Genomic DNA, 14974 nt, shown 5'->3' with positions numbered 1-14974 from the left:
TTTTGTCCTTTAATCGGCTACGAATAAAGGAAACATGCAGTAGGAATTCCAGTGTGGGGAATGGCCTCGTAAGATGCCTTCGCTTTCGGCGGCGGTGCCCGACAGCAGGACAAAAAAGAGGCCGATGCATCGCACCGGCCCTGGAGGGAAATCAGTCGCAGAATGCGTCAGGCAGCGTTGCGGACACTGCCGATGACATTGACCAGCTCATCGACAATACGCTCTACCTGTCCGCGGTCGTCGCCTTCCGCCATCACACGGATCAGCGGCTCGGTGCCGGAGGGCCGGATCAGCAGGCGGCCGGACTTGGCAAGCTCTGCTTCCGCGTCAGCGATCGCCTGGCGTACCGCCGCATCTTCGAGCGGCTTACCGGCAGAAATACGAACATTCTTCAGCACCTGCGGCACCGGCTCGAACCGGTGGCACACCTCGCTCACCGCCTTGCCCTGGCGCTTGACGACCGCAAGGATCTGCAGAGCGGCGACGAGACCATCACCCGTCGTGCCGAAATCGGAGAGCACGATGTGGCCCGACTGTTCGCCGCCCACGTTCAGGCCATCCTGGCGCATCTGCTCGACGACATAACGGTCGCCAACCTTCGTGCGCCGCAGGTCGATGCCGCGCCCTTTCAGATAGCGCTCAAGGCCAAGATTGGACATCACGGTCGCGGCAACGGCGCCGCCACGCAGCATGTCGTCTTCGGCCCAGCTGTCGGCGATCACAGCCATCAGCTGGTCGCCGTCAATCACCGTGCCGTTCTCATCGACAATCAGCACACGATCGGCATCGCCATCAAGCGCAATGCCGATGTCGGCGCGCACTTCGTGGACCTTTTTCGACAGCGTCACGGGATGGGTGGAGCCGCAATCGAGATTGATGTTGAGACCATTCGGTTCCGTCCCGATGGTGACGACTTCCGCGCCCAGCTCCCAAAGCGCCGTCGGCGCCACCTTGTAGGCCGCACCATTGGCGCAGTCGACGGCGATGCGCAGGCCCTGAAGCGTGACGTCACGCGGCAGCGTGCGCTTTGCGTGTTCCAGATAGCGATAGATGTCGCCATCGACGCGCTTCGCCCGGCCGATGTCTTCAGACTTTGCCAGTTGCCCCGAGAGATCCTGGTCGAGCAGCGCCTCGATCTTCTCTTCGATATCGTCGGAAAGCTTGTAGCCGTCAGGACCGAAAAGCTTGATGCCGTTGTCCTGGAAGGGGTTGTGCGAGGCGGAGATCATCACGCCGATATCGGCGCGCAGCGAGCGAGTGAGCATGGCAACGCCCGGCGTCGGGATCGGCCCGAGCAGGAAGACGTCGAGACCCGCAGCCGTAAAGCCCGCCACCATCGCGTTTTCGAGCATATAGCCCGAAAGACGGGTGTCCTTGCCGATCACCACCCGGTGACGGTGGGCACCGTTGCGAAAGATCGTCCCGACCGCAATGCCGACCCGCATCGCCAGATCCGGTGTCATCGGAAACATGTTGGACTGGCCGCGGATGCCGTCGGTGCCGAAATACTTTCGCTTCATAAGAACTCCATCGTTCTGCCGGGTCAGGGCCGGCTTGGCCAGCTCCGCCTGTCTGCGTTTTGCGCGACTGGGTTTCATTGACCGGACCTCATTCATGCCTTGGATGCCGTCTGCTTGGCGACCGGCATTCCGTTCAAGGGCAGCCATCGCAAACACGTCATGTCTTCTTTGACATAAAAGCGCAGCAAGCGGCAGCGAGCCTAACATCAGAAATCATTACATCCCGTTACCAAATGCCAGAGGCCAGGAGGCAACGAAAAGCCGCCGTTCCACTTAAGGAGCGGCGGCTCGGATCCATTGCCGACCGTGGCAGCTATTGCGGCTGCGGCTCGAATCCACCTTCGGATTCTTCGCCCTTGTTGCTCGCCGGGCCTTCCTTCTTGGAACCTGCCGAAGGAACGGCCGAGCCACGATGCGGCGGCGTGTCGTCGCCAAGGTCGCGTGCCGGTTTTTCGCCGCGGATCAGCGCCTTGATCTCGTCACCCGTCAAGGTTTCGTATTCGAGCAGGCCTTCGGCAAGCGCCACGAATTCGTGGTTCTTCTCGGTCAGGATCCTGCGCGCCGTCTCATAGGCCTCGTCGATCAGGCGACGGATCTCGTTGTCGATCTTCTGAGCGGTCGCTTCGGAAACGTTCTTCTGCTGCGCGACAGAGTGGCCAAGGAAGACTTCCTGCTGGTTCTCGCCGTAGGAAACCTGGCCGAGCTGGTCGGAGAAGCCCCATTGCGTCACCATCGCACGGGCAAGCTTCGTTGCCTGCTCGATATCCGACGATGCGCCCGAGGTGATGTTCTCCTTGCCGAAGGTCAGCTCTTCGGCAACGCGTCCGCCCATCATGATCGCAAGGCGCGAGACCATCCACTTGTAGCTCATCGAGTAGCGGTCGCCTTCGGGCAACTGCATGACCATGCCAAGCGCCCGTCCGCGCGGAATGATCGTCGCCTTGTGCAGCGGATCGGCGGAGGGAACATTGAGCGCCAGGATCGCGTGACCGGCTTCGTGATAGGCCGTCAGCTTCTTCTCGGCTTCGGTCATGGCCGAGGAGCGGCGCTCCGCACCCATCATGATCTTGTCCTTGGCATCCTCGAATTCGAGCATGGTGACAAGACGCTTGTTGCGGCGGGCGGCCATCAGCGCCGCCTCGTTGACAAGGTTCATGAGATCGGCACCGGAGAAACCGGGCGTACCGCGTGCGAGCACCTTGAGGTCGACGTTCGGCGCCAGCGGCACGTTGCGTACGTGCACCTTGAGGATGCGTTCGCGGCCGTTGATATCCGGGTTCGGCACGACGACCTGGCGGTCGAAGCGGCCCGGACGCAGCAGTGCCGGATCGAGAACGTCGGGACGGTTGGTCGCCGCGATCAGGATGATGCCCTCATTGGCTTCGAAGCCGTCCATCTCGACCAGCAACTGGTTGAGCGTCTGTTCGCGCTCGTCGTTGCCGCCGCCGAGACCGGCGCCACGATGACGGCCGACGGCGTCGATTTCGTCGATGAAGATGATGCAGGGCGCATTCTTCTTCGCCTGTTCGAACATGTCGCGCACACGGCTGGCACCAACGCCGACGAACATTTCGACGAAATCGGAACCGGAGATGGTGAAGAACGGCACGTTGGCTTCGCCGGCAACGGAGCGTGCAAGCAACGTTTTACCGGTACCGGGAGGGCCGACGAGCAGCACGCCGCGCGGAATGCGGCCGCCAAGGCGCTGGAACTTCTGCGGATCGCGCAGGAATTCGACGATTTCTTCGAGGTCCTGCTTGGCTTCGTCGACGCCGGCGACGTCGTCAAAGGTGACGCGGCCATGCGCTTCCGTCAGAAGCTTGGCCTTGGACTTGCCGAAGCCCATGGCTCCACGCGAACCGCCCTGCATCTGGCGCATGAAGAACAGCCAGACGCCGAGGATCAGAAGCATCGGGAGGAGCGTACCGATGTAGCTCAGGAAGCCGGACGAGCCGTCGGTTTCCGGGCGAACCGTGACCGTCACGTCCTTGGCTTCGAGGCGCTCGGTCAGCGCCGTATCGACCGATGGCGCGTAGGTCTGGAAAGTAGCGCCGCTTTCGGAATAGCTGCCGATCACTTTCGGGCCGGTGATCACGACTTCCTTGACGCGGCTCGCATCCACGTCCTTGAGGAATTGCGAGAACGGAATCTCGCGCGAGCCGGTGCGCTCCGTCGGCTGCTGGAACATGCTGAACAACGCGATCAGCAGAAGCGCTATGATTGCCCAAAGGGCAAGATTACGAAAATTAGGGTTCATCGAACTCCCCGGAACCTGTCACGACCCACGCATTTCGCCGGGTCGCTGTCTTGCTCCCTAACATAGGGTTCTGGCGACGCATTGCCAAGGCAAACCGCCGTCTACCATTCCATTTCTGTCAATAGACCGTGAACCGGTGGCGGCAGGTAAGGCTGGCGTCCGAACAATCCGGCGATCCTGTTTGCCATGATCCTGTCGAAACCCGGCAAAAAGGTGTCGTACAGACCGATCCGCGGCTCGACTGTGATAGGTGCGACACTTTTGACGTCGTCGTGGACGACGCGTGGCGCCGACAGTGACACCCGACCAGCAACGCCCGGTGGCAGACCTGCGACAATAAGTCTCTGCTGTTGTGGTCCGCGACCGCCTTCCACCGTCACCACCAGGGGACCGTCGCCACCATTGCGGATCAGGAAGCGGCCGTCCCAGACAGCAGTTTGCCCTGCCTGCAAGGTCAGGTCGTCGATGCCGCGCGCCTCCCGATAGAGATAGAGCCCGGTCGAGCGCCGGTCGAAGACGACGCGTCCCGCGGTCAGCCGGCCCGGCGCCCCCTGCTCCAGGGCATTCACCAGCCGCTCGACGGTGCCTGCCGCCGGCAGATGTGTACGGCCGCCGAGAACGGTCGCCAGCGTCAGCAGCGCCCGTTGCCAATCGATGTCCCGGACTTGGTCGGCCATCGCGGGAGGGATTTCCGCGACCAACCCCGCATGCACCCTTACGTGCCGTTCGAGCAGGGCGGCGGCAGCGGCCGACGATCGCGCCCGCGACCGGGCATCCCAGACGTTGCCACCGGTCGCCGGCGATGACGCCAGCGAGGCCCGCGCGCGTACTCGCTCGAAGCGAGGGTTCGTATTGCTCGGATCGTCGAACCAGCCGACATTCCTAGCCTTGAGAAAAGCGCGAATGGCGCTGCGTTCGACCGTGAGGAAAGGTCTAAGCACCCAGATGCGACGGTCATAGAGCGTGGCCTCCGCCATGCCCGCGGCACCGGGTCCCTCCCGCCGCCGTGTGCGCATCAGGATCGTCTCTCGCTGGTCGTCGAGCGTGTGACCGGTGACGATCGAGGATGCTTCGAAGCGTTGCGCAGCCTCCGCCAGCAATGCATAGCGCGCCTCGCGTGCCGCCGCCTGGATGCCGGTTCTGGGCTTCGGCCCGTCCCATCGGGTGACGAGATGCGGCACACCCAGGCGCTCGCAGAACAACGCGACACCACGCGCCTCTTCGGCTGATTCCGGCCTCAACGCGTGATCGACCGTGCAGGCGGCCAGGGAAAATTCTGTGGGCTTGGTTGCCTCGATCGCTTCCTTGAGAGCGAGAAGCAGTCCCTTCGAGTCGCTCCCGCCGGAGACGGCCACGAGGATGCGCGCTGGTCTATCGAAGGAGGCAAGAAATCGTTTTGCCGTTTCGACAACGGCCATTGGCGGGTGGGCCTCAGCAGCCAAAGCGGCTCTGCTCGCTCGTCACCTTTGCCTTTACCGCCGGCGAAGCCTTCGGGTAGCGCTTGTTGACCTCGCGCAGCGTCGCGCAGGCAGTTTCCTTGTTGTCGAGCGCACCGAGCGACATCCCGAGTTTCAGCAGCATCTCCGGCGCCTTCGGCGACTTGCCGTGGGCCTGGTGCGCGTTCAGGAAGGTCTTGGCCGCGTCGCTGTACTTGCCCTGCGAGTATTGCGCCTCGCCCAGCCAGAAGCTGGCATCGGCGGCCTTGTCGCCCTGCGGAAACGCCGCCAGATAGTCGCCGAATTCCTGCTCCGCCGTGCTGTAGTCGCCAGAAAGAACATGGCCGTAAGCCGACTGGTAGAGATCGCCGGGGTTGTCGAGCGAAGCCGTCTGCTGGTTGCCCGGGTTGCTGTTGAGGCCACCATCGTCGGCGGGCAGTCCGGCACCGGCGTCGACGCCCGGAGGTGTGGCGTTCGCGCCGGGTTGAGCATCGGTCGTGGCCGCAACCGGATTGCCGTTCTGGTCGAAGACGATCTGACCGAGCGTGGTCGGCGCCGCGCCGCCGGAACCCTGGCCACCACTGGACGGGAGCCCGGAGGAAGCAATATCATTGCCCCCGCCGGCCGGTGCCGTCGCCTGGCTATCCGTCACCCCGGGGGTGACGGACGCCTGATCGCTGGTCTTCGGCGTCTGCAACGCGCCGCTCTTCTTCGGGGAGGCCTTGCCGCTTTCCAGATCCTGGAAGCGGAATTCGTTGTCCTCCTGGAACTTCCGGATCTGCTCCTGCATCTGCAGGAGCTGGAAGCTCATTTCTTCGATACGCCCGTTGAGCGAGCGGATCTGTTCCTCGAGCTGGCCAATCCGTGCGGTCTCGGCCGACTGCACCTTCACCACGGGCAGCTTCGACTGCGCGCCGGCTTGCGTTTCAGTCGTTCGGGCCAGCAGCCCTGAAAGCGGCATGGCGTTCGCCGTCTGGCCCAGACCCACAAGGGCCGTCAGACCGATCAGTCCCGCCACGACAAATTTCTTCATTTCATTTGTCCTGTTCGAATACCGGTTGTCCCACCCTTGATTCGGGGCCCGCAATACATCTCGCCGAGTCAACTGGGTGATTGCCGCACAGTTTTCCAATTGCCCTGAAAAAGCAACGGAGTTCGGCCAAAGTGTGGTAAAAAAGCAAAGGGCGGCCGAGAGCCGCCCTTATATTTTAGCAGTCCGTGATTTCAGGAACACGCTTGTGTTCCCTGGAACACGTCATGCTACCCGACCGAACCAGGCCCGGCCGTGAGAATTACATGCCGGCGCCACCGAGAACGGTGACGGCACGACGGTTCTGCGACCAGCAGGAGATGTCGTCGCAGACGGCGACCGGCTTTTCCTTGCCGTAGGAAATCGTCTTCATGCGGTTCGCCGGAACGCCCTGGCTGATGAGGTAGTCGCGGGTGGAGGCCGCACGGCGGGCGCCGAGTGCAAGGTTGTATTCGCGCGTGCCGCGTTCGTCGGCATGGCCTTCGATCGTGATCGCGTAGTTCGGATACTTGGCGAGCCACTGGGCCTGGCGGGCCAGCGTCTGCTGCGCGTCGGCACGGATCGAGGTGGAGTCGGTGTCGAAGAAGATGCGGTCGCCGACATTGACGGTGAAGTCCTGCTGCGAACCCGGCGTTGCAGCGCCAGCGCCGCCGAGGCCGAGCTCGTTGGCGTTGTTCGGCAGGTTCTTCTTCGATGCACAGCCAGCAATAGCAAGCGTCATGACCAGAGCGATCATGACCGGGTTGCGAGCGATGGTCTGCATGCGGCCTGCGGCCGGGGTGTCAATTCGGCTCATACGCCGGTCTCCTTGGAAGTGTCTGAATTCACGGTTGCCAGACTGTAACCGGAAGCGGTTAATCGCTTTTCAACAGTTATGGTTAACAAATCGATAATTTCGGCTCGGCGCCTGCTAGACCAGCACTTTGCGGCGAGAAAGCGGCATCGCTGCCACATTTTCCCGCCGCATATTGGATCAGCCTACTCGAGCAGCGGCGACCAGGCCGGGTCGGATGCGAAGCCCTGCGTCGGGATCGCCTGCTCGTTGTAGCCGCTTAGATCGATCGAATAGAGCTGCGGACCACCGGCACCGGCGTTCTGTCGGAAGAACATCAGCACGCGGCCGTTCGGCGCCCAGGTCGGGCCTTCGTTGTGGAAGCCGGTGGTCAGGATGCGTTCGCCGGAACCGTCGGTCTTCATCACGCCGATCGAGAACTTGCCGCCCGACTGCTTGGTGAAGGCGATGAGGTCGCCACGCGGAGACCAGACCGGCGTCGAGTAGGAGCCGTCGCCGAAGGAGATGCGGCGCTGGCCGGAACCGTCGGCGCCCATGATGTAGATCTGCTGGCGGCCGCCGCGATCGCTTTCAAAGGCGATCTGGCTGCCATCAGGCGAATAGGACGGTGCCGTGTCGATCGCGGCGGTGTTGGTGAGCCGCGTCGTCGTGCGCGAGCGCAGATCCATCGTGTAGATGTTGGCGTTACCGTCCTGCTGAAGGCTCATGATGACGCGCTGGCCATCCGGCGAGAAGCGCGGCGAGAAGGTCATGCCGGGGAAGTTGCCGACGACTTCACGCTGTCCGGTTTCCAGCTGCAGCAAGTAGACGCGCGGCTGCTGGTTTTCGAACGACATGTAGGTGACTTCCTGGCGGTTCGGCGAGAAGCGCGGCGTAAGAACGATGTCGTTGGAATTGGTCAGTGCCCGGGCGTTGAAGCCGTCCTGGTCCATGATGGCGAGCTGACGCTTGCGCGCCGTCTTCGGGCCGCTCTCGGCGACGTAGACGATGCGCGTGTCGAAGTAGCCCTTTTCGCCGGTGATGCGCTCATAGATCGCGTCGGCGATGATGTGGGCGACGCGGCGCCAGTTTTCCGGCTGGGTGAAAAACTGCTGGCCGGTCATCTGCGTGCCGCCGAACGTGTCCCACAGCCGGAACTCGGCCTTCAGCCTGCCATCGCCTTCCTGCGTCACGCGGCCGGTGACGATGGCCTGGGCGTTGATGACCTTCCAGTCCTCGAAACGCGGCGTCGCATCCGGATTGCTGATCTTTTCGATGAAGGCGCTCTTGTTGATCGGCGCGAACAGGCCCGACCGCTTCAGGTCGGCGGCGACCACGTCCGAGATCTTCTGACCGAGCTCGCCCTGAAGGAAGTCGGTGATCGCGATCGGCAGGGGCTCGACGTTACCCTTGTTGATGTTGATTTCGACGACGGCGTTCGCCGGCGTTGCCGCCACGAAGGCGACGAACATGCCCGCGGCCACCATCAGGGCACGGAAAAGAGAGACCTTGATCATTGAGACAAGCCTTTCAGCTTAATACGAAGGGTTTGTGCGGTGTGTTGGCTATCCGGCATGGGTTCCAATCCCGGCAGCTCAGAGTGCGAATTCCGAGGGGTCGAAGTTCAGCACGAGGGTATTCCATCCTTTTTCGCCATCATATTTTTCAGGTGGCAGGTTCTGTAGCGGCGACGAGCGGCGGAGCGCGCGCAGCGTGCTGCTTTCGACAGCGCGACGCGTTCCTTCAGGTCCGCCGGTTGCCGTCACTTCCGGCGTGCCGACAATGTTGCCTGCCGGATCCAGCTGGACCTTGATCGTCACCCGGACTTCCTGAACGCCGGTGAGGCCGGGCGTCAGCGACCAGTTGCCCTGGATCTGACCCTTCACGCCGTCGATCTCGTTGGCGCTGAGGCCCACGCCGATCGTCTTCTTGCCGCCGAGAGCCGCCTCTTGCGTCGAGCGCTTGGCGCCACCGGCGGACGGGTCCTGCCGGTTGAGCAGCGCGGCAATCTCGTCGGCGTTGAACTTGCTTTCTTCGGTGGACGCCGCCTTCTTCTGTTCCTTCGGCGTTGCCTCGTTCTTGCGTTCAGGCGTCTTGGCACTCTGGGCCGGCTTTTCGACCTTGGGCTTTGCGGCCGGGGTCGGCACCTTTTCGGGCAGCGCCTCGGCTTCCGGGTTCTCGGCCGGCTTTTCTTCGGCCGGCGCCGGATCCGGCTTCGTCTCCGGCTTCACTTCCTGCTTCGGTTCCGGCAGCGCCGCAACTTCGGTCGCGGGCTCGGAAGCCGGCTTGGTCTCTTCGACCTTCTTGATCTCCTGCTCGACCGGATCCGGCGTCGGCTCGGGCTTTTCGTTCTTTTCCGGCGAGGCCGTGGCTTCGCTCTTCGACGGCTTGGCGTTCGGGGTCGGCGGCGTCTTCAGGTCGGTGTCGTTGTCGCCGACGTTTTCGGCAGGCTGGTTCGTCTCCGGACGCTTGGTCGGAACCGGCGACGAGGTCTCCTTCTTTGGCGCCTTCTTGTCGCCCTGCTGAACCTGTGTCATTTCCGAATAGGGAACGATGTCGACAGGCAAAGCCTCGACGTCGGCGACCTGGAAGTCAGCCGGGCTGCCAAGCGACACCAGCGCCCAGGTCAAGACCATGGCGTGGAGGACAGCAGATGTAGCGAGACTGCCCTTCATCGTGGACGATCACTTTTCCTGTTCTTGCAGCGTGACGAGGCCGAGATTCTTGAAGCCTGCGGCGGAGATGCGGGCCATGACCTTCATGACCGTGCCGTAGTCGGCATTGGTGTCGCCGCGCACGTAGATGCGTTCGTTATAGCCGGTGGTGGCGATCGCCTCGAGCTTCGGCACGACCTCATCGATCGCGATCGGCGTTTCCTGCAGATAGATCTCGCCGGAAGGATTGACCGAAACGGTGATCGGCTGCGTATCGGAATTGAGCGCCTTCGCCTGCGTTTCCGGCAGGTCGATCGGCACGCCGACCGTCATCATCGGCGCTGCCACCATGAAGATGATCAACAGCACGAGCATGACGTCTACGAAAGGCGTGACGTTGATCTCGCTCATCACGGCTTTCTTGCCGCCGCGGCGGCGACGTCCGCCGCCCGAACCCTTGGCTCCGCCAACCGACATACCCATCAGCGTGGTCTCCGTATCTCTGGCGATTATTGCGCGGCCTGGCGCGGGCTCTGCAGCTTCTCGTCGATCTGCCGCGACAGGATGGCCGAGAATTCGTCGGCAAAACCTTCCATGCGTGCCGACAGCTTGCCGGCGTCGGCCGAAAACTTGTTGTAGGCGATAACCGCCGGGATAGCGGCGAGCAGGCCGATAGCGGTGGCGAGCAGCGCTTCGGCAATACCGGGCGCGACGACCGCAAGGTTGGTCGACTTCGAGCCGGCGATCGCCTGGAACGAGGTCATGATACCGACGACCGTACCGAAGAGACCAATGAAGGGTGCGGCCGAACCGATGGTTGCGAGCGAACCGAGGCGCGCTTCCAGCGATTCCGATTCACGGGCGAGCGTCACGTCCATGGCCCGGTCGATACGCATCTGCAGGCCGATCGGCGACCGGGCACCGCGCTCGAAGCTCTTCTTCCATTCGCGCATGGCGGAAACGAAGATCGCCCCCATGCCGGCAGTCTGCCTGTCGGCCAGCGTCCGGTAGAGCTCTTCCAGCGATTGGCCGGACCAGAACACCTGCTCGAAGTTGTCGAGCTGACGGCGCACGCGGCCGTAGTTCAGCGTCTTGTCGACGACGATCGCCCAGGTCCACACCGAGGCGGAAATCAGCCCCAGCATGACCAGCTTCACGACAAAGCCCGCCTGCATGAACAGCGACCAGAGGGTCACGTCGTGCGTCGCAGCGGCCAATCCAACCTGTTCCATCGTCTTCAGTCCCCGAATCCAAACACCCGGCAAGAGCGGCTCATGCTCGTGACCGGGTAGCCCAAACGTCCTGTTTGCAAGAATGCCCGGCACCGCCGTAGATCGCACCATCGCGACCTTAATTAGCTTTAGGTTGCCTTCTTGCCGTCAATTTTGGTCAAAGGATGACGTGCACTGCACAAATCCTGATGCAGTGATTAAGACACCATTATGGTTAAACAACCGTTACCATACTGTGTCTTTGCGGTATCACCCCGCGGCCGGAACTTACCTTGGCCGGGCACGTTTCTTCGGCATGGGCCAGCAGACGACACGACAGCGCGACAAACGATCTTCCTCGCCGCATTTTGATCCGCGGGACCGGTTGATCCTTGCGCTTTATGCCGAGCTCAAAGCCGAGCGGGAGACGCGGGCCGCATTGGAGGACGCCCTTGCTCATGGCGTGCTGTCGACCGATGTCCTGCAGGCGATCATTTCCGACCCGATCCCGGTCGTCACCGGCGAGGACATCGCCCATATCGAGCGCGCTTTGGCCCAGGACAGGGCGCGAGCAACCGTAGTCGAAGATACGCCAAACATTCGGCGCCTGCGTGGAGGCCGGTGATGGCGGCGCGCGCCCTATGGAAGGGGCAGCTTCGGCTCTCGCTGGTGTCGATACCCGTCGAGCTCTTCAGCGCCACCCGCGCCAGCGCAAAGGTGGCTTTCCGCCAAATCCATGAGCCCTCCGGCAAGCCGGTGCACTACGCAAAGGTCGTCGACGGCGTCGGCCCGGTCGACACCGACGATATCGTCAAGGGATACGAGTACGAGTCCGGCAAATACGTGCTGCTCGAGCCGGAGGAAGTGGACTCCATCAAGCTCGAGACAAAAAAGACCCTCGAACTCGTGCAGTTCGTCGGCGCCTGCGACATCTCGCCGATCTACTTCGACAAGCCCTACTACGTCGTGCCTGCCGACGATCTCGCCGAAGATGCCTACCGCGTGGTTCGCGATGCTCTGAGAGCCGCGTCGAAGATCGGGCTTGGCCAGCTGACGTTGCGCGGCCGCGAATACCTGGTTGCGGTCCGGCCCTGCGGCAACGGCCTGCTGCTCGAGACGCTCCGATATGCCGATGAATTGAGAAAGGCGGAGCCGATGTTTTCCGAGCTCTCCGGCAAGAAAGCGGAAAAAGACCTGTTGGACGTCGCAACGACCCTCATCGATCGCAAGACCGCACCCTTCGACGCCGCCGCATTCAAGGACAATTACACCGCGGCGCTCACCGAGCTCGTCAAGCGCAAGATGAAGGGGAAGTCGAACCGCGTTTCGGTCGACGAGGACGAGCGTCCCGAGCGCCGCGGCGACAATATCGTCGATCTGATGTCGGCGCTGAAGCAGAGCCTTGAAGCAGGTGACGCGAAGAAGTCGGCGAAGTCCAAACCGGCGCCGTCTCGCCGACGCAAATCCGCCTGAGGTGAAGCATGGCTGCCAACCGCGATCCCCTTGCCGAATACAACAGACGCCGCAATTTCCGCGAGACCCGCGAGCCAAAGGGCAAGATCGCTCGCAGTCGTCCGAGCCAAAGGCGCTTCCTGGTACAGAAGCATGATGCCACACGCCTTCATTACGATTTCCGATTGGAATGGGACGGCGTTCTGAAAAGCTGGGCCGTAACCCGCGGACCCAGCCTCAATCCGGAGGACAAACGTCTTGCCGTTCGAACCGAAGACCACCCGCTTGCCTATGGCGATTTCGAGGGAACGATCCCCGAGAACCAATATGGCGGCGGCACCGTCATGTTGTGGGACACCGGCTGGTGGGAGCCGGAAAACGATCCCGAGGAAGGATTGCGCGAAGGCAAGCTTACGTTTCATCTTCATGGCGAGCGCATGCATGGCGGCTGGGCACTGGTCCGCATGCGGCCACGCCACGGCGAGAAGCGCGAGAACTGGCTGCTCATCAAGGAGGGGGACGATGCCGCCTCCGACGATGGTGAAACTCTCCTGGAGGACCATCAGACGAGCGTCACCACCGGCCGGACCATGGACGAGATCGCCGCCGGCAAGGGCGAACGCAGGAAGCACGTTTGGGCATCCAACAAAAGTACAGCCGCGAATCTGAAAGCGGGCGCGGTCGACGCGCAGCCGAAGAGATCGGCCAAGGGCAAGCCGCCCGCTTTTCAGAAGCCGCAACTGGCGACGCTGGTTTCGCAGGCACCAGAGGGCGACGCCTGGCTGAACGAGGTCAAGTTCGACGGCTATCGCCTGCTGGTTGCCACCGGTGGCGGCAAGGCCATCTGCCACACGCGCACCGGACTCGACTGGACCGAGAAATTCCAAAGCATCGCCAAGGCATTGGCGGAACTCGACTGCAGGTCCGCACTGATCGACGGCGAGGCCGTTGCCGTGTCCAAGGAGGGGTCATCGTTCTCCGCCCTGCAGAAAGCCCTGAAGGGCGGCGGCGAGACACGCTTCTATGCCTTCGACCTGCTTCACCTCGACGGGCGCGACCTGCGCCGCCTGCCGCTGATCGAGCGAAAGGAGACACTGAAGCGGCTGCTCAGATCCGTGCCGCCATCCAGCACCATTCAATATAGCGAACATGTGCGCGGCAACGGACCGGAAGTCTTCTCGACCATCTGCAAGGCCGGCCAAGAGGGCATCATCGCCAAACAGGCGGAGGCACCCTACAGCAACCAGCGAACTCGAAGCTGGCTCAAGATCAAATGCACAAGGCGCCAGGAATTCGTCATTGGCGGCTATTCGCCGTCGACAAAGAAAGGACGCGCCTTTGCCTCGCTTCTCGTCGGCACCTTCGACAAGGGCGAACTCATCTATCGCGGACGCGTCGGAACCGGTTTTGACGAGGAACGCATGGAGACGCTCTCGGCCGCTTTCGCCAAGCGCCGTCGCGCGACCAGTCCCTTCGCGAGCGTCCCACGCGAGATCGCTAGGGACGCGATCTGGATCAGGCCGGACATGGTCGCAGAGATCGATTTCACCGAATTTACCGATGAAGGATATATCCGCCACGGCGCCTTCGAGGGGCTGCGGGAGGACAAGGAGGCAAAGTCCGTGACACTCGAAACGCCGAAACTCGCAACGAAGTCCTCAGGCAAGTCCCAAGCGGCATCCGCGAAGGCAACGACCGCAAAAGGGGGATCAACCGCAGCGCACGAAACCGTCCTTGGCGTGCGCATCACCCATCCGGGCCGCATCCTGTTCGAAGGCCAGGGCATCAGCAAGCTCGACCTCTCTCGCTATTATGCGGTCGTCGGGGAGCGGATGCTGCCCTACGCCGCCGAACACTTGCTGTCGCTGGTGCGTTGCCCGCAGGGCGGCAAGGGACAGTGCTTCTACCAGAAGCATGCCAGCGACGGCTTTCCCGACGAGATCAAGGAGGTTCCCGTCAAGGAGAGCTCCGGCGAGACCGAGGACTATATGTACGTGCGCGACGCCAAGGGATTGGTCGCCGCCGTGCAGATGGGCACGCTGGAGTTCCACATTTGGGGTTCACGCTTCGACAAGCTCGAGACGCCCGACCGGCTGGTTTTCGACCTGGATCCCGATGAGGGGCTGGACTTCGGGGTCGTCAAGGCGGCGGCCATGGCGCTGCGTGACGCGCTCGGCGAGATCGGGCTGAAGTCGATGCCGATGGTCACGGGCGGAAAGGGCGTGCACGTCATCGTTCCGCTGACGGCCCGCGCCACCTGGTCTGAAGCCAAGGCGTTCGCCAAGACTTTTGCCCAGGGCTTTGCCGACCGCGATCCCGACAAGTTCATCGCCACCATGTCGAAGGCGAAGCGCAAGGGGCGCATCTTCATTGACTGGCTGAGGAACGAGCGTGGCGCCACCGCGATCGCGCCCTATTCGACCCGGGCACGGGCCGGCGGGCCGGTCGCCACTCCCGTTGGCTGGGACGAGCTTTCCGCGCTGGAAGCCGCCAACGGCTTCCGCATCCCGGATATTCTCGAGCGGATCGAAAGCGGCGCAGATCCCTGGCGGGATGTCGCCGGCGTGAAGCAATCGCTGACCAAGAAGATCCTGGACAAGCTCGGGGTGAACGAGGTGGATTGAGCTGCCTCTGTTAAAGCG

The 14974-nt window shown here is 62.6% G+C and carries 12 protein-coding genes; 3 read left to right on the top strand and 9 right to left on the bottom strand.

The window, feature by feature from the left end:
- Window positions 1-167 precede the first annotated feature (167 nt).
- From glmM to tolQ, 9 genes are all read right to left on the bottom strand, one after another.
- Window positions 168-1520 (bottom strand): phosphoglucosamine mutase, encoded by a 1353-nt coding sequence (glmM, locus tag ACQ5BM_RS17100; protein WP_429813683.1) that lies wholly within the window; start codon window positions 1518-1520, stop codon window positions 168-170.
- Window positions 1521-1833: 313 nt separating this feature from the next.
- A complete protein-coding gene (gene ftsH / locus ACQ5BM_RS17095; protein ID WP_173520458.1) occupies window positions 1834-3777 on the bottom strand; it encodes an ATP-dependent zinc metalloprotease FtsH in 1944 nt (647 codons plus the stop codon).
- Between the two features lie 101 nt (window positions 3778-3878).
- Window positions 3879-5195 (bottom strand): tRNA lysidine(34) synthetase TilS, encoded by a 1317-nt coding sequence (gene tilS / locus ACQ5BM_RS17090; RefSeq protein WP_429813442.1) that lies wholly within the window; start codon window positions 5193-5195, stop codon window positions 3879-3881.
- Between the two features lie 13 nt (window positions 5196-5208).
- A complete protein-coding gene (ybgF, locus tag ACQ5BM_RS17085; RefSeq protein ID WP_429813439.1) occupies window positions 5209-6246 on the bottom strand; it encodes a tol-pal system protein YbgF in 1038 nt (345 codons plus the stop codon).
- A 259-nt stretch (window positions 6247-6505) separates the two neighbouring features.
- Window positions 6506-7039 carry a peptidoglycan-associated lipoprotein Pal gene (gene pal / locus ACQ5BM_RS17080; protein WP_429813436.1) on the bottom strand — a complete coding sequence of 178 codons (534 nt, stop codon included), beginning with the start codon at window positions 7037-7039 and terminating at the stop codon, window positions 6506-6508.
- Between the two features lie 182 nt (window positions 7040-7221).
- Entirely contained in the window at window positions 7222-8532 is a 1311-nt protein-coding gene (gene tolB / locus ACQ5BM_RS17075; RefSeq protein WP_429813433.1) for a Tol-Pal system beta propeller repeat protein TolB, read from the bottom strand.
- Between the two features lie 78 nt (window positions 8533-8610).
- Window positions 8611-9690: a hypothetical protein gene (locus tag ACQ5BM_RS17070; RefSeq protein WP_429813430.1), complete on the bottom strand. Its 1080-nt coding sequence runs from the start codon at window positions 9688-9690 to the stop codon at window positions 8611-8613.
- Window positions 9691-9699: 9 nt separating this feature from the next.
- Window positions 9700-10152, bottom strand: a complete 453-nt coding sequence (gene tolR / locus ACQ5BM_RS17065) for a protein TolR (protein WP_173520452.1) — start codon at window positions 10150-10152, stop codon at window positions 9700-9702.
- 26 nt (window positions 10153-10178) lie between these two features.
- Complete coding sequence (gene tolQ, locus ACQ5BM_RS17060; protein ID WP_173520451.1) at window positions 10179-10901, bottom strand: protein TolQ; 723 nt, start codon at window positions 10899-10901, stop codon at window positions 10179-10181.
- Window positions 10902-10983: 82 nt separating this feature from the next.
- Between tolQ and ACQ5BM_RS17055 the strand changes: the two genes are divergently transcribed.
- Genes ACQ5BM_RS17055 through ligD form a run of 3 tightly spaced genes read left to right on the top strand, consistent with a single transcriptional unit; the run spans window position 10984 to window position 14956 of the window.
- Entirely contained in the window at window positions 10984-11505 is a 522-nt protein-coding gene (locus ACQ5BM_RS17055; protein WP_429813428.1) for a hypothetical protein, read from the top strand.
- Window positions 11505-12353, top strand: a complete 849-nt coding sequence (locus ACQ5BM_RS17050) for a Ku protein (protein ID WP_429813426.1) — start codon at window positions 11505-11507, stop codon at window positions 12351-12353. Before ACQ5BM_RS17055 ends, ACQ5BM_RS17050 begins: the two co-directional genes overlap by 1 nt.
- An 8-nt stretch (window positions 12354-12361) precedes the next feature.
- Window positions 12362-14956: a DNA ligase D gene (gene ligD, locus ACQ5BM_RS17045; RefSeq protein WP_429813424.1), complete on the top strand. Its 2595-nt coding sequence runs from the start codon at window positions 12362-12364 to the stop codon at window positions 14954-14956.
- Window positions 14957-14974: the final 18 nt, after the last annotated feature.

The organism is Ensifer sp. B1-9 (assembly GCF_050474445.1).
Lineage (GTDB): Bacteria > Pseudomonadota > Alphaproteobacteria > Rhizobiales > Rhizobiaceae > Ensifer.
The sequence above is the reverse complement of the archived record's forward strand: the minus strand, read 5'-3'. Positions and strand labels throughout refer to the sequence as shown.

What these genes read in the sequence shown, in the direction of transcription:
- glmM (WP_429813683.1), bottom strand. Translation starts at nt 1,520, where the DNA reads ATGAAGCGAAAGTATTTCGGCACCGACGGCATCCGCGGCCAGTCCAAC.
- ftsH (WP_173520458.1), bottom strand. Translation starts at nt 3,777, where the DNA reads ATGAACCCTAATTTTCGTAATCTTGCCCTTTGGGCAATCATAGCGCTT.
- tilS (WP_429813442.1), bottom strand. Translation starts at nt 5,195, where the DNA reads ATGGCCGTTGTCGAAACGGCAAAACGATTTCTTGCCTCCTTCGATAGA.
- ybgF (WP_429813439.1), bottom strand. Translation starts at nt 6,246, where the DNA reads ATGAAGAAATTTGTCGTGGCGGGACTGATCGGTCTGACGGCCCTTGTG.
- pal (WP_429813436.1), bottom strand. Translation starts at nt 7,039, where the DNA reads ATGAGCCGAATTGACACCCCGGCCGCAGGCCGCATGCAGACCATCGCT.
- tolB (WP_429813433.1), bottom strand. Translation starts at nt 8,532, where the DNA reads ATGATCAAGGTCTCTCTTTTCCGTGCCCTGATGGTGGCCGCGGGCATG.
- ACQ5BM_RS17070 (WP_429813430.1), bottom strand. Translation starts at nt 9,690, where the DNA reads ATGAAGGGCAGTCTCGCTACATCTGCTGTCCTCCACGCCATGGTCTTG.
- tolR (WP_173520452.1), bottom strand. Translation starts at nt 10,152, where the DNA reads ATGGGTATGTCGGTTGGCGGAGCCAAGGGTTCGGGCGGCGGACGTCGC.
- tolQ (WP_173520451.1), bottom strand. Translation starts at nt 10,901, where the DNA reads ATGGAACAGGTTGGATTGGCCGCTGCGACGCACGACGTGACCCTCTGG.
- ACQ5BM_RS17055 (WP_429813428.1), top strand. Translation starts at nt 10,984, where the DNA reads ATGCCCGGCACCGCCGTAGATCGCACCATCGCGACCTTAATTAGCTTT.
- ACQ5BM_RS17050 (WP_429813426.1), top strand. Translation starts at nt 11,505, where the DNA reads ATGGCGGCGCGCGCCCTATGGAAGGGGCAGCTTCGGCTCTCGCTGGTG.
- ligD (WP_429813424.1), top strand. Translation starts at nt 12,362, where the DNA reads ATGGCTGCCAACCGCGATCCCCTTGCCGAATACAACAGACGCCGCAAT.